This window comes from Pseudomonas phytophila, from assembly GCF_025643095.1.
GTDB classification, from domain to species: domain Bacteria; phylum Pseudomonadota; class Gammaproteobacteria; order Pseudomonadales; family Pseudomonadaceae; genus Aquipseudomonas; species Aquipseudomonas quasicaspiana.
On sequence record NZ_CP081201.1, the window covers coordinates 3,495,911 to 3,511,049 of the forward strand.

Sequence of the window (15,139 nt, forward strand, 5' to 3'; positions counted from 1 at the left end):
CGACACAAGAAAATGATCAGCGGCGCGGCAGTTTACTGGCAGTTGGACCTTGTTGCTCGGCTATCGATCCCTAAGTCGTTGAACGTTCATAGCTGCCACCAGCGCGGGAGTAACTGACGCACCTTCGGCTCGGCAAATCGATCATCGATCAGCATGACCACGCCTTGATCCTGCTGCCCTCGAATCACTCGCCCCGCCGCTTGCACGACCTTTTGCACCCCTGGGAAGAGGTAGGTGTAATCGTAGCCCGCGCCGAACAACACAGCCATGCGTTGTTTGATCTGCTCATTGACGGGGTTGAGTTGAGCCAGCCCCAGTGTCGCAATGAATGCACCGATCAATCGCGCGCCCGGCAAGTCGATGCCTTCGCCAAATGCACCACCCAGTACGGCAAAGCCGATGCCCTGACTTTCCAGGGTGAAACGATCAAGAAAGCCCTGACGATCACTTTCACTCATGCCCCGCGCCTGCTGCCAGATCGGGATGTGTGGATGGCTTTGCTGCATCAAATCCGCGACTTGCTGCTGATAATCAAAACTGCTGAAGAACGCCAGATAGTTGCCCGGTCTAGCCTGAAACTGTTCAGACAAAAGCTCCACGATGGGCGCCAGTGACGCCTGACGATGGGTGAATCGTGTGGAAATACGACTGATGATCTGCACGTCCAGCTGTTCGCGACTGAACGGCGACTCCACATCAATCCACGCGGTATCCGGCGGCAAGCCCAACAGATCGGCATAGTAGTGACGCGGGCTCAGGGTTGCCGAGAACAACACACTGCTACGGGCGGCTGTGAGCCTGGGTCGAATGAAACGGGCAGGCACCACATTGCGCAGGCACAGCCTGGAATAGCTACGCTTGCTGCTCTGCGCCCTTTTACTGATATCGAACACAAAATGCTCGTCGAACAACTCGGCGATGCGCACAAACGCAATCGCCTCAAAATAAAAGCTTTGCAGCGCGCCATTCAGCGCATGAGGGTGATCATTGAAATAATCCCCCATGGATGCGACGCACAGGTTCAGGCTTTGCAGAAATTTGCCCGGGGTTTCGGCATAGGCCTGATACGGAGCAACCTGCTCCTTGTGCAGCGCATTCCATTCACGATTCAAGCGTTGCAGGGTTTTCTGCAACGCTTCGGGTGCCGTCTGGCGCAACGTGCTCAGGTTCTGCTGATCGAGGCTGGCGCTGTACATCTGCCTGGCTCGCTCGACCATGTTGTGGGCTTCGTCCACCAACACCGCCACGCGCCACTGATTGAACTGGCTGAGCCCGAACAACAAGCCGCTGAGATCGAAATAGTAGTTGTAGTCAGCAATCACCACGTCCGCCCAACGCGCGATCTCCTGACCGAGGTAGTACGGGCAGACCTCATGAGCAAGTGCCACATCACGCATACCGGCCTGGTCCAGCCAGGGAGCGTACAACGCAGCACTGCGCGCCGCCGGCAGACGGTCATAAAAACCCTTGGCCAGCGGGCAGGAATCGCCATTGCAGGCTTTATCCGGATGCTCGCAAGCCTTGTCCCGGGCGACCAGCTCCAGCACGCGCAATTTCAACTCCGGCGCACTCGTACGGATCACTGTCAACGCATCCAGCGCCAGTTTGCGGCCAGGCGTTTTGGCGGTCAGGAAGAACACTTTGTCCAGCTTCTGCGTCGGCGCAGCCTTGAGCATCGGAAACAAAGTGCCAATGGTTTTACCAATACCAGTAGGCGCCTGCGCCATCAGGCAACGGCCGGTGCTGACCGCCTTGAAAACCGATTCCGCCAGATGACGCTGACCGGTACGGAAACTCCCGTGAGGAAATTTCAGCTGGTTTAACTGTTGATTACGCCCACTGGAGTGCTCCAGCTCCTGCTCTGCCCAGCGCAAAAATATGGCGCAATGTTGTTCAAAGAACGCCTGCAGGATCGACGCAGTGAAGCGCTCACGAATCAGCGTTTCCTGCTCGGTGACAATGTTGAAATACACCAGCGCCAGGTTGACTTCGTCCAGCTGCAATTGCTGGCAGAGGAGCCAGCCGTAGACCTTCACCTGCGCCCAGTGCAACTGCCGGTGATTGTCCGGCATCGTTGACAATTCGCCGCGGTAAGTCTTGATCTCCTCCAACTGGTTTAGTGCCGGGTCATAACCATCGGCCCGACCACGAATCCTCAGTTGCTGATATTCACCCGACAGTGAAACCTCTGACTGATAACCGGGACCGCGTCGCGCCGCAACACTGCGATGCCCCGCGATGCCTTCCTGTGCGGTAGGAGATGGCGTGAAGCGCAGATCAAGGTCGCCTGCTTTGGCGGTGAACTCGCACAGCGCACGCACCGCGACAAGATAACGAGCCTGATCAGCGGGATCAGGCGCCAGCGAGCGCAGCTCTTGAGTGCTGATCCCGTTTCCTGTTTCAGAACTGATGGATGAAGAAATGACGGTCACAACCTGAAATGCCGGTACTGGATGGGCATACAGATAACAGCACCGGTTATATCTGGCAAATACAAATGGATCGGCGGGGCCTGGATGATTCAGGTTATGCAAGGATCTTTGGGGATTGATCTATGCCCTGGCGCAGCGCAATTCCCCAAGCAAACACTGGACTGTAGGAGCTGCCGAAGGCTGCGATCGCGGTCTATCAGGAGAAATGCTTCGCGGCCTTCGGCAGCTCCTACGGGAAATGTATTTCAATCCAGCAGTTTGCACGTTGTTTGACGAGAGCCGCCCCGGTGTTACTGACACCGCGCTGTCGCGCAGCAAACATTGGATCTGTAGGAGCGCACGAGCACCGCGAGGCCGCGATGGCGGTGTATCAGACAGGACGCAATCGCTGCCTCGCGATGCTCGTGAGCTCCTACAGAAAATCATTCCAGGTCAAGTGATTGCATTTTGTTTGATAGGAGCAGCTTCAGCCGCGAGAGCGTTTCGCGGCCAGGCGACCGCGCGGTCAACGCCCCGAAAGCACCTCAACGACATTGCCACCCGTTTGCGGGTCGACGGTCATGACCCCTCTCTTGTCAGGATCAGAGGCGCGCACCCGGGCAATGATGGAGGTCGGGTCGTTGAAATCCACGCGTTTTTTGCGGTACAGGCTCTGCAAGCCTTCAAGGGTCAGCCCGCTAATATCACCCAGCCATTGCAGAACCTGATCGGGTGCGGCCATGCCCTGCAAGGCTTTATGCAAGTCGGGCAAGGCGACCAGCATGCCGGGATGCAGGCGCCGCAGGAAACCCTCAAGCTCGCGCCCTTCATTGACGAAAGGTGAAAAAAGCAGGCAAATCAGCTGTGCTTCGCTGACGCCAAAACCTTCCTGCGCAAACGTAGCTGCCAACTCGCGACGGGATGCAATGCCCTCCTCGCTGGCATAGGCGCTCATGGCCTGATCGATCAGGCGCTGAGGCATGCCTTTACTACGCATCATTGATTTGGCCAGTTGCAAATACTCCTCGACCCCCTCGGCATAACTGCGTCCCTGGACATACTGCACTTTCAACCCGCGCATGTGCGCCATCAACAACGGGTTTGCGCAATCGGATTCACTGAAACTGAACGCCAGGTCCTCAAAGCGGAACCCCAGGAATTCGGTCAGCAGCTTCCAGTGCTCTTCGGCATTGCTGACGATCAGGTCAGAGATGGCAATGAATGCTGGCGCCCCCGCTTTGTTTGTAACGCTAACGGGAGCGATCAACTGATCCCCTGACTCATCATTCGTCCCATACAGCTCCTGCTGGTAGGACTGGCTGATGCTGCCAACAACACTCAACATTGTGTTGAAATTCTGGTTTCCCGAATCGCTGAAACGATGCGCAGTGCCGGGCGCCAGGCGCATGACCCACGTGACGTACTGTTTTTGCTCTTTGCGCGAATCGCCACTCACCACCGCATCGACCCCGCCGCCCCAAGTGGTAGCCAGCTCAAAGAACTCGGCGATGCCCAGGTAACAGCTGTTGCAGAACGTGGTCCGGCCGTCCCCGGCAGAAACATGACCATTGACCAGCATGTCCGAACGATTCTGCTCCCGTCCGGCACGGGACATGGGCACATCTGGCTCAAAGACTCTGACCACCTGATGATCAACCTCCAGCAGTTCCACTCGAGGGTCGTCATGCAGAAACAGTGCTGAGTAGGTCCGCTGGATATTCTCCATGACTGCCGGTGTAATGCCGGCATGGCGCATGTTGGCAACACGCAGGTTGAAGGTGGCAGGTGCGCGCCCGGCAATGCTCAACTGGGCCGCTCGCAGCAGCGCCACGGTATAGGCGCTGTCCTTGCCGCCACTGAAAGGCACCAGCACATTGAAACTTGAAATACGCTCAATGCCGCCTGCGGCCACGATCAATCGCTGAATCAGCAACTGCAGCGCCGTGCGCTCTGCTCGTCGAAAATAACCCAGCAGCCGCTGCAGCACTTGCTGATAGACGTAGTTCATCGCCTGTTCGTGAATGGAGCTCATGCTGATGCACTCCTTTGCATTCCCCAACGAAGTGCGTTGCAAGAAAGGAGTTTAAAATCGGACAGCTTTGAAAAATCATAATTGACCATGACTCATTCCCTGAGTGGTAAAAGCACCCAACTATTATCGATATTAATTTGGTAATTACAAGATGTGAAACAGGAATTAAAGAGGCGAGATTAGTGCGTTTAAGTTTGCAAACATTAAACGTGATAGTTTAATTTCCTGTTTATAAAATTCAATTATTGAGGTGTTTCATAGAGCCTTTGCGCAAGGCCGTCGCGCTGCAATGGTAGCCTTGAGGGCGTCATTTCACTCGGGAATGCGGTGTGTCAGGGCTGCCGCCTTCGCGAATGAATTCGCTCCCACAGAACATCGGGATTCAAACCATGCACTTGCGAGTGTTCGATACACAGGTATTCAACTCCAGCGAGACGCGACAGATAACACACACTCAAGCGCATAAGTATTGCCGCGCTCTCGCAGATTCGTTTAATAATTGCCTGCGCACACAAACAATAACGCGCTGAATGTTTAAATGCTTTGAAATAACGTTCAGGTTACGGACTAAAGTCAAATGTCACACAGCAAAATGCCCTCCAGCGTGGAGGGCATTTCAAGGGTGAAGCAACCAGCCTGATCAGGCCTGAGACTCTTCCACTTCCAGCACTGCACGGCCACCAATCGGGCAACCATCCATGTAGCGGTGCGCCTGAACCACATCACTGAACGCAAAAACCCGGGTTTTGAGGGGTTCCAGCACCCGGTCGGCAGTCAGCTGATTGATGTCACGCAGCGCACGTTGTAGCGCCGCGTCATCCTGAGTGATCCCCAGTTCCGGTTTGCCCGTGAAATTACCCAGGCAATGTACGAAGAACTGAATGTTTTTCTGGAACGCTGCACAGGCCGGGAATGGCGTCTGATTACCGCCTTGCAGGCCGTACAGCACCAGGCTGCCACGAGGAGCAAGCACATCGCCCATGATCGACATCTGTGGACCGCCCAGGCCGTCGAGCACGACATCGACACCGCGATTGTCCGTGTACTTGTTGACGGCCATCAGCAGGTCCTGCTCTTCGGTCACCACCACTTTGTCGGCGCCCAGAGACAGCAGGTACTCGCGAGCGTCGTCGGTCTTGGTGACCGCAATCACTTTCAAACCCAATGCCTTGCCCAACTGCACAAACGAAGGTCCCGCACAGTGGCTGGCGTCTGTCACCAAGGCTGTTTGCCCAGGCTTGATCCGCGCCAGATCAACATATGCGAAGTACGCTACGAGCAACGGCGTGTAGTGCACGCTGGCCTCAATAGGCGTCAAAACATCGGGATAACGCGTCAATGAAGTACGCGGCATAACGATGGTTTCACCGTAAACCGGATGCTGATTCGGATCGGCCGCAGGGAAACTGGCAACCTTGTCACCGACCTTCAGATCATCGACGCCCTCACCCACTGCGGTGACAACACCGGCCATTTCCTGACCGATACCTGCGGGGAGCCGTGCCTGTGAAGGCGCCAGGTTCTGCCGCCATAGCACGTCGTACCAGCTGATGCCGATCGCCTGGACACGTACCTGAACCTCGCCGGGTGCTGGCAACGCGACCGCATGCTCTTCGATCTTGAGCACCTCGGCTGGACCAAACTGATGAAAACGGATCGTGCGGGACATTTCGAACCTCGCCTAGAAAACCTTGATGCCATGAACTCTATCCGGGCTCTGCCGGTAACACTATCAGTGGCTATTAATAGTCGACATGTCTGTCATCGATTGTCATAGGTTTCGCATGGATATTCCCAGGCCAATCGTCAAACGCTCATGGGCGGCCATTGTTCGCATGTCAGCCGGACAATGCAACCCGCAGCATTGCCGGACGTCTGGCGCGCCGAAAATTTATGAATGCGCAAAGGTAGCGTTTGCTCGTACTATTCACGCCCGAGATGTGTCAGCTAGATCCACCCTGCTTCACCAGACAGCTGCAAGTGTTCCGCTGTTTGCACACCATCGCATTGATCAACGGCCGAGATCTCCCGCCATGAACCGCAACGACCTGCGTCGCGTCGACCTCAATTTGCTCATTGTCTTTGAAACCCTGATGCATGAGCGCAGCGTGACGCGTGCGGCCGAAAAGCTTTTTCTCGGCCAACCGGCGATCAGTGCTGCCCTGTCGCGCTTGCGTGGCCTGTTTGACGATCCGTTGTTTGTGCGCACAGGTCGCAGCATGGAGCCGACGGCTCGGGCAACAGAGATCTTCGCCCTGCTCTCGCCAGCCCTTGATTCGATTTCCACAGCCGTCAGCCGTGCTTCGGAGTTTGACCCGGCGACCAGCACCGCAGTCTTCCGCATCGGCCTGTCGGACGATGTGGAATTCGCCCTGCTGCCATCCCTGCTCAAACGCCTGCGTTCGGAATCACCGGGTATCGTGCTGGTCATCCGCCGGGTCAACTACATCCTGATGCCCGCACTGTTGGCATCCGGCGAGATATCCATCGGTGTCAGCTACACCAGCGACCTGCCAGCCAACGCCAAACGCAAAGTCCTGCGCCGCAGCAAACCCATGCTGCTACGCGCCGACACCATGCCAGGCGCATTAAGCCTCGAAGACTTCTGCTCCCGCCCGCACGCACTGGTTTCGTTTGCAGGGGACTTGAGTGGTTTCATCGACGAACACCTCGAGAAGCTCGGCCACAAACGCCACGTCGTCCTCGCTGTCCCGCAATTCAACGGCCTGGCCACCCTTCTCGCCGGTACCGACATCGTCGCCACAGTACCCGACTACGCGGCGGCTGTGCTGACTGCCGCTGGCGGAGTAAGAGCTGAGGCATTGCCTATCGAAACCCAGACCTTCGAACTGCACATGGCATGGCGTGGGTCGCAGGATAATGATCCGGGTGAAAGGTGGTTAAGGTCGCGGATTCAGATGTTTTTTGGCGACCCTGAGAGTCTTTAGACGTCGTCTGGCAGGCTGTTCGGCTGAACATTTCTGCCTTTCCACAAACCATGGAGCTCCATTCATTTCCGGTGGATTGCTACATTGGGGGCACATCTGAGGGCATGCTTTGGATGGTTTGAAAAGGATGCCCCCAACCTAAGGCCAAGCAGGCTATTGATGAGGATAGCTCTGACCGGACTCTCTGCGAGTTGCTATACCGGCCTGAGATTTTCAGCGAAACGGTGAACATGCAGCCGATGAACATTTGATGATTCTTCGCATTCACACTGAATAGATGCGTGCAAATGTAAAAAATTATGATGGCATAATGCCTCGGAAAGCGGCAATATCCACACGTTCCCAACGGATTTTAAGGAGCGGTTCCGATGACATGGCCAGTCACGCTGAAGCTCGATATCTCAGCCTACCCGCTCAGCGTGGTGCAACGCGCCGCTTATTCACTGGCCGACACTGTCGCAATCCAGATCGGTATTGAAGCCAATCAAATTAGCCTCACGGCCCACCCCGCTGAAGCAAGGTTAACGCTTTCCCCGGAGCAGGCTCACTCACTGATCCTCCAGCACCTGAACGACTTCGCCCTGCGCGACCATATCAACCGCGAAACAGCAGGGTTACGTGAAATCCTGGCCCGAGCCGCGCTCGCTGGATGTGGGATTTCCCAGTGACACTGATTGCGACAGACGCCAAGCACTACCGCTTGCTGCCTTTTCGATTCATGCGCATGAACACGGGACAAGACCGTGACATCCTACTCACCTCCGATACCGGTGAGTACATGCACGTGAACGACGCGCAATTACGAGCCCTCAGTTACTTCGACGTTCAAGCAAGTACGCCTTTTTACAAGGACCTGCTGGCCCGCCACTTCATCTACGAACCAGGTCGCCACGACCCGTTCCCGGAAATGGCCGCGCAGTATCGCAGCCGCAAAGACTTCCTCTTCCAGGGCCCTGCACTGCACTTGTTCGTGGTTACATTGCGCTGCAACCACACCTGCCAGTACTGCCAGGTGTCGCGGGCCCCTCTGGGCGGATCCGGCCACGACCTGTCGGAAGCGGATGCACAGGCGGCGGTCGATCGCCTGTTCGAATCGAACGCTCCCGCCCTGACTGTGGAGTTTCAGGGTGGCGAGCCGCTTCTGGCCTTCGAGCGCGTTCGCCAGATTGTCGAATGGGTCGTCGAACGGAACATGGTCGAACAACGGGATATCCAGTTCGTCATCACCACCACACTGCACCATCTGACGGAGGAAATACTCGACTTCGCAGAAGAATATCGCATCCAGTTTTCGACCTCGCTCGATGGGCCGGCGCCCTTGCACAATGCCAACCGCCCTACCCCGTCACGAGACTCCTACGAGCGCACTGTAAAAGGCATCCAGTGGGTCCGTGAGCGCCTTGGCCATGATGCAGTTTCCGCGTTGACCACGCTGACTTCAAGAAGCCTCGAACAGCCTGAAGCGATCATCGATGAGTATGTAAGCCAGGGCTTCTCCAGCATCTCGCTTCGGCCTCTGAGCCCTTATGGGTTTGCCACCAAGAGTGCCCATCGACTTGATTACCCTATTGAGCGATACCTGGCCTTCTACAAGAAGGCACTGGCCTATTTGCTGCATATCAACCAACAGGGCGCATACCTCTCAGAGAGTTATGCGAGCTTGTTGCTGAAGAATATCCTGACACCCTTCTCCTCCGGCTATGTAGACCTGCGCTCCCCCGCTGGCGCAGGCACTGCGGCGCTGGTCTACAACTATGACGGTGACGTCTATCCCTCGGACGAAGCCCGAATGTTGCTGGAGATGGGTGAAGACGGCTTGAGGCTCGGCACCGTGCAGCAACCCTTGTCTGAATTACTCGCATCGCCCGTTATGAATGCGTTGCTCGCCAGTGGTGTAGCAGAGGCGCTGCCGGGCTGCTCCGATTGCGCACTTGTCCCGTACTGTGGTGCTGACCCCGTCGAACACTATGCCCGCCAAGCTGACCCGATCGGACACCGAGTGTTCAGCAGCTTCTGCAAGAAGAACATGGGGCTGCTGAAGCATCTTTTCGGCCTGCTTTGCGATGGCGACGACAACGTGCAGAGGGTGCTGCTGTCTTGGTTGAACAGGCGCTCTTACAACGATGTCCGGTTCCCGGGTTACAGGGGCTGATGGCGATGCTGCGCAAAGATACCCACTTCGAAATCCATCACCTGAATGAGCCGAAGCTGCTCAAGGTCATCACTCTGGATGAGTTCATCGAACAAGGCCTGGCTGTTTGTGCCGGAAGCGCTGAGTTCGGTGATCTGCTGCTTTGGCTGCCAAACGAAGAACGGCTACGGAGCCCACATCTGCTCTCATTACCAGTGGGTGGATTTCTGATCCCGGAGCCATTGATCGACGACTTCGACAGCGCGCGGACACACCTGCACACCCCCAAAGATGCGGATGTCGTGCAGCCCGGCGATGTCATTGCCATCACACCAGGCAACGCGTTGGTGAGAGTGCTCTATCGACGAGGCTCAGACAGCAACCTGCTGTTTATGACCGATCGTTGCAACAGCCTCTGTCTGATGTGCTCGCAGCCTCCCAAAGATATCGATGACCGTTGGCACATCGAGGAGAACCTACGGCTGATCGACCTGATGGACCCGGGCGAAGAAAATCTGGGAATCAGCGGTGGAGAACCAACGCTTTATCGCGACGGCCTGCTGGAAATCCTGGCCAAGTGCAAAGCCGTTTTGCCACAGAAATCCATTCATGTACTCAGCAACGGACGTCTGTTCCAAGACCCGAACTGGATCGCAGCGCTCTCTGCCATCGGCCACCCTCAGTTGAGCTGGGGAATCCCGCTGTATGCCGACAATGCCGAAGACCATGACCATGTGGTGCAGGCTCCAGGCGCGTTCAGCGAAACCCTGCAAGGTCTTTACAACCTGGCGCGGGCCAACCAGATCATCGAGATACGCGTGGTGCTCAATCGCCTGACCACGCCACGCTTGCCCGAGCTCGCCCACTACGTGTTCAGGAACTTGCCCTTCGTGCGGCATGTTGCGCTAATGGGTATCGAAAGTACCGGCCTGGCCAGGAAGAACTACGAAGAACTATGGGTTGACCCGCTGGACTATCAAGAGTCGTTGAGCCAGGCCGTGTATTTCCTGTTTAACCGCGGAGTGCCGGTTTCGATCTACAACTTGCCCCTGTGCCTGATCCCGGCCCACCTCTCGCGTTTCGCCCGCCAGAGCATCTCGGACTGGAAGAATCTGTTCATCGATACCTGCCAACAATGCGCTGCCGTCAAACATTGCTCTGGCTTCTTCAAATCCCAAACCGACCGCTGGCAGAGCCGCGGCGTACAACTACTATCGACCGAGGCCTTTAGCGCCTATGCAAGGAGTGCACAGTGAAATTGCTCGACCGCTGGAAAGTCCTGATCAGTGGGATCAGCTTGCTGCCAATGGCAGGTACCACCCTGGCACAGGCGGGCCATCTGTCGCTCGCCGATGCGAACTGGCAACCCAACGACAAGCTACAGCCCCCAGTATTTGCCGATACGCTCAATGCGCCAGACACCGTCAACATCTATGCGGCACATCGCTCGCACAGTTCACACCGGTCCCACAGCTCGCATAGTTCTCACTACAGCGGCTCGGGTGGCTATAGCGCACCTCGCTACTACAGCCCACCCGCTGCCAGTACCCGAAGCTACAGCGCGCCGAGCTCTTCGAGCAGCACCTCAAGCAGCAACAGCCTTTATCAGTCGTCTGGCACTACCAGCGGGATAAGTTCGAGCACTTCAAAGAACCGCGCGACCAATGAGCAGAAAAGCAACCTGGTCACCCGTGTGCAGACCGCGCTGATGGTGCGCCAGTATTACCAAGGCATCATTGATGGGGTGATGGGCAAGGCGACACGTGGTGCGTTGATGGCCTTTCAGATGGACAGTGGGCTGACCGTGAATGGCCGGATGGATACGCCATCGCTGAATGCGTTGGGTATCAAGATTCCATAAGTCGCTTCAGGTTAAAGCTAGCGTCCGTTCAGCAACGAAGGAATTATCCCATGCAGCACATCATTCAAGTCGACAACACTCTCTGGGCATTGATCAGCCGCCTGCAAGGCAAGGAACTGCAAACACCGTCGCGTAGCGCCCGTTTCCGTATCACGACCGTTGATGCAAATCGCGTTGTGATTGAGACCGGATCGGAAGACTCGCAGTTGGCGCTGACTCGAGCAGCTTTCCAGCAAACGTTGGACTACCTCGCTGGTAACAATCATTTCGGCCAAGCACAAGCTGTGGAAATCAGCTCCAACCATACGTACGAAAAAGCCGGCCCACTTTGCCAGGCGGCTCGTTACAGAGCAGAAGGCAAGCCGGGCCGTACCAACATCACCTACATTCTGCCGATTCTGGAGCAGTGCCAGGCAGTCGGCATCCGGTCAACCACCCCAAACAGCACTTGGCTGCTGCCCTGAACCGCTCCTGATATCTTTACAAGGACGCCAACATGTACGCCAAAATGGACACCTTCCGCCCCAGCAGTGCCGCGTCGTTCGATCAACCCTGCAAGGTTACGATCGACATCGAGTTTATCACCGTCTCCTATGACGACGCGGGGCAGACCTGGCAATACCGAGGCCAGGCAAAAGGCCCGGGGCATTACGAACTGCAAGCAGAAGGCTTCGACGGCAGAGCAACGCTGCACCGCTTCGAAGGCTCGAATGTGCTGGAAGGCACTTGGGTCGAAGGCGGCGTACGCGGGATGTGGCGAATTGTCTGCCAGCCGATTGATTCGCCATTCGTGCCCACATAAATAAGCTGAACTCGTGGTGGTTTGATGGGCCGCCACGGGGTCATCCACCTCAACTGGCAGAACGAGACGTACATCAAGGCGGCCAAGCATTGCTATCCGCATGGATTTTAGAAGCACTGAAAAGAAGTTCAAGGATGAAAATGATAGCTCTGAAAGCAAAACTGCTCGCCAAATTCCAGCAATATTCCGTATCCCAACGGTTCTATCTCGCCTCGGTAGTTACGTACCTCATCACGATTGCAGCTTCCCTATACACGGGCATATCCGCGCTTACCATCGGGACAACGGTCGCGGCTGCATTGATAATCTGCGGATTCATTGCCTGGTGCATCCCTTTCGCCCGCTGGCTCCATACAGCATGGGATAAGCCATTCGCCAAAACGCCCATCATCATTATGCATCTGCTTGCACTGCTGATGTCGACAGCATGCGCGCGTTTCGCGGTTGCCGAGACGTTAGGACTGCCCCCTCAAAGTTTTGATCTGACAGTCGGCTTTCTCGCGTTGCTGTTCTACATTCCATCGTGGCTGCTTGTGGTGGCAATACTCCTTGGTCTGACAGCAGTGCTGATCATGGTCATCGCGATGATCAGCCTGCCATTCGAAGCAGCCTGGCAACATATGACCCGCTTGGCCGCGCTCCTCGGCTTTCAGGCTAAATCCAAGCAATCGCGCAGTATGATCATGTTCCATGGTGCAGGGGCTCTTATCATTAGCGTGCTATTTGCCATGAGCTACGACTACCTTACCGACAACTTCAGCCCGGCCTTCAAGGCCGTGACCAAAGTCATTGCACTACGAAGTGATTTCCACAAGGCCCCAAACTATCCCGACGTGCGGACTGGAGAATATGTGCATCCGTTGGAGAATGGCTTTATTGCTTACGCCCGCGAACAAGAAGACAAAAGTGTCATCATTGGCGTTCGTTTACAGCCTGCCGAGAATTACGATGTCGTGGTGTCGACTATTCCGCCTTTCAAGGTTGCAATGACAACCATGGCAGAACACGTCAAGCAATCCCCTGCGCTGATTTGGCTGCTCAGCAGCGCTGCTTCAGAGACTAAGTCTGACTCGATACTGCGTTAAACCTGGTTGCCGAGCCAGCAGGACAGAAGTTCGAGACATCAGTGGATGAGTCAAGGTCGCACAGTCGTCTCTGAAAAAATACGGCATAGCTGTCTGACCCGCGACACTGAAACAATCATGGAGGAAACATGCAGATCACATTACAAGGTGAGGACGACCTGGAACAGGTACTTCGCGAGATACATCGACGAGCTTGCACGTATGAGGGACCATTGGTGCACCAGTTCATGGAGCTGGCCAAGCTCAGCGCGCCAGTCGAGCCTGATGAGCCCCTTGGAGAGGAGCCACAGCGTAATAGGTCAAGCAGCGGCTACGCGGAAGCCGCGAGGCGCAGCGAGACCAAAGAGCGATTTGAAGAGGCCCTGTCGTTACTGATGGTGCTCGCTTTTCCGGTGAACAGCGGAACCGAACAAGCAGTTCGCCGCGAACTCAACGAGTTGCTCGCACGCGATCAGCAGGTCGAGTCAATGCATATGCGCGTCGGCAACCGAAAAACCAACCTACGACATAACCTTGGACGGCGCCCGACGAAGCAGCAAATTGCGTTACGGGAAGCGTTGCTCAAATTTCTCCCACGAGAGACCAACGAGGATTTATGAGTACGACTCCATCACCCCTGGCGGCAAGCACCAAGAAAAATAAGAAGAACCAACCGGCAGCACATGACTTGGTCAAAGCTGTGGGCGCGCTCTTCGATATTGCCGCGAAAGCGCCTCCCCCTCTGCAACTACAAGCGATGACCCGCGATAAGCTGTACGAAATGCTGGTTCTAGCTCGTTTGCTGAGGGTATTTCGGCGTGCACACCCTAAAGGGTCAATCATTCATCGGCCACCCTCCAAAGGAGGTAAAGCGTCTGAGGTGATTGTGGCGAGTAAACCAGCTCTAGCTGATCGCCAGAGGTTCTCACACTTTGATCTGCTCGATGCCGCTGGCCGACCAGTAGGGGAAGCTTGGACGTCGGTCGAGTTTGAGTCGCTGAGCTGGGCGCATAACGGCGGATATCCGGGAAACGCCCCCCGCCAGGCCCGACACGAGCTTGACGTCTGTGTACTTGAACCTGGCGCGGGAGAGCGTCCGTCTCACTTGCAGGTCTTTGCGGGCATCAGTTGCAAAGACGTGCGCAGTTCCTCGAAGGAGAACGTACGTGAGGCACTGGGGCTACGGCGCGAAACAGCATTCCTACACAGGCCTGTGCAAAGCCTCGCCCCTTGGTTGGTCACTGAGGTCCCCGCGAAACCGAGTGCACCGATCCTTCTAATCAGCTCCGACGTCGGGGTAAGGAAATACTCATCACCAGTTGACGCCCTGGGCGTCTATGTCCGATTCGTGCGTCGCCCTTGGGAAGCAGAGGCTTAAGTCTTTTTGATCAAGCATCCAAGCCTGTAAATCTAAGCGGCATGCCGTTACCTTGGCCGCCACCGATTTTTGGCGTCGAGCCGCTGCCCTGTTTGTAGTCTAACGAAACCGGGCCCCCATTTAGGCGAGAATGCTCGCCAGATAGAGGTGCCTGATGACCAAACAACGTCGTTCCTTTTCCACTGAATTCAAACACGCGGCAGCAGGCCTCTTACTCGATCAGGCTATAGCCATATCGAAGCCTGCCGTTTGCTTGGAGTTGTCGAGTTCGCGCTGCGTCGCTGGATCAATCCGCTCCAGCAAGAGCACAATGGCGTCACTCCGCAGAGCAAAGCGCAGAGCAACCAAGCGCTCACCTACTCCTCATCAAAATCGTCCCTATCTTGTTTTTCATGAGCGTCCTTATTCAAGTATTGTCAGAGGAGATTCTGCTCAGCTACAAGAACATTACGCTTCACCGACAACTGTAAAAAAACACTCAAAGTCTAAACGCGACAATAAAGACAGCGAAC

12 protein-coding genes and 1 pseudogene are annotated in these 15,139 nt (G+C 55.9%); 10 read left to right on the forward strand and 3 right to left on the reverse strand.

Annotated elements, in window-relative coordinates:
• Window positions 1-86: 86 nt before the first annotated feature.
• The 3 genes from K3169_RS15875 to K3169_RS15885 all read right to left on the reverse strand — a co-directional run bounded on the left by K3169_RS15875 (window position 87) and on the right by K3169_RS15885 (window position 6,112).
• Entirely contained in the window at window positions 87-2,387 is a 2,301-nt protein-coding gene (locus K3169_RS15875; protein WP_263272305.1) for an ATP-dependent DNA helicase, read from the reverse strand.
• Window positions 2,388-2,937: 550 nt separating this feature from the next.
• Complete coding sequence (locus tag K3169_RS15880; RefSeq protein ID WP_231674573.1) at window positions 2,938-4,443, reverse strand: hypothetical protein; 1,506 nt, start codon at window positions 4,441-4,443, stop codon at window positions 2,938-2,940.
• A gap of 640 nt (window positions 4,444-5,083) precedes the next feature.
• Window positions 5,084-6,112 carry a zinc-dependent alcohol dehydrogenase family protein gene (locus tag K3169_RS15885; RefSeq protein ID WP_263267135.1) on the reverse strand — a complete coding sequence of 343 codons (1,029 nt, stop codon included), beginning with the start codon at window positions 6,110-6,112 and terminating at the stop codon, window positions 5,084-5,086.
• Window positions 6,113-6,476: 364 nt separating this feature from the next.
• Between K3169_RS15885 and K3169_RS15890 the strand changes: the two genes are divergently transcribed.
• The 10 genes and pseudogenes from K3169_RS15890 to K3169_RS15935 all read left to right on the forward strand — a co-directional run.
• Window positions 6,477-7,391: a LysR family transcriptional regulator gene (locus tag K3169_RS15890; protein ID WP_122805179.1), complete on the forward strand. Its 915-nt coding sequence runs from the start codon at window positions 6,477-6,479 to the stop codon at window positions 7,389-7,391.
• Between the two features lie 368 nt (window positions 7,392-7,759).
• Window positions 7,760-8,059 (forward strand): His-Xaa-Ser system protein HxsD, encoded by a 300-nt coding sequence (gene hxsD, locus K3169_RS15895; RefSeq protein WP_034103415.1) that lies wholly within the window; start codon window positions 7,760-7,762, stop codon window positions 8,057-8,059.
• Entirely contained in the window at window positions 8,056-9,543 is a 1,488-nt protein-coding gene (hxsB, locus tag K3169_RS15900; protein WP_038856396.1) for a His-Xaa-Ser system radical SAM maturase HxsB, read from the forward strand. Before hxsD ends, hxsB begins: the two co-directional genes overlap by 4 nt.
• Entirely contained in the window at window positions 9,543-10,778 is a 1,236-nt protein-coding gene (gene hxsC / locus K3169_RS15905; RefSeq protein ID WP_217385257.1) for a His-Xaa-Ser system radical SAM maturase HxsC, read from the forward strand. The genes hxsB and hxsC overlap by 1 nt, the downstream gene beginning before the upstream one ends.
• Window positions 10,775-11,383, forward strand: a complete 609-nt coding sequence (gene hxsA / locus K3169_RS15910) for a His-Xaa-Ser repeat protein HxsA (RefSeq protein ID WP_217385016.1) — start codon at window positions 10,775-10,777, stop codon at window positions 11,381-11,383. Before hxsC ends, hxsA begins: the two co-directional genes overlap by 4 nt.
• 50 nt (window positions 11,384-11,433) lie before the next feature.
• Window positions 11,434-11,847: a hypothetical protein gene (locus K3169_RS15915; protein WP_029612449.1), complete on the forward strand. Its 414-nt coding sequence runs from the start codon at window positions 11,434-11,436 to the stop codon at window positions 11,845-11,847.
• A gap of 32 nt (window positions 11,848-11,879) precedes the next feature.
• Window positions 11,880-12,185 carry a hypothetical protein gene (locus K3169_RS15920; protein WP_038856402.1) on the forward strand — a complete coding sequence of 102 codons (306 nt, stop codon included), beginning with the start codon at window positions 11,880-11,882 and terminating at the stop codon, window positions 12,183-12,185.
• A 134-nt stretch (window positions 12,186-12,319) separates the two neighbouring features.
• Window positions 12,320-13,270 (forward strand): hypothetical protein, encoded by a 951-nt coding sequence (locus K3169_RS15925; protein WP_244997590.1) that lies wholly within the window; start codon window positions 12,320-12,322, stop codon window positions 13,268-13,270.
• 128 nt (window positions 13,271-13,398) lie between these two features.
• A complete protein-coding gene (locus tag K3169_RS15930; protein WP_263267138.1) occupies window positions 13,399-13,869 on the forward strand; it encodes a hypothetical protein in 471 nt (156 codons plus the stop codon).
• 912 nt (window positions 13,870-14,781) lie between these two features.
• Window positions 14,782-14,963: pseudogene (locus tag K3169_RS15935) on the forward strand (transposase); the annotation flags it as partial.
• Between the last annotated feature and the right edge of the window lie 176 nt (window positions 14,964-15,139).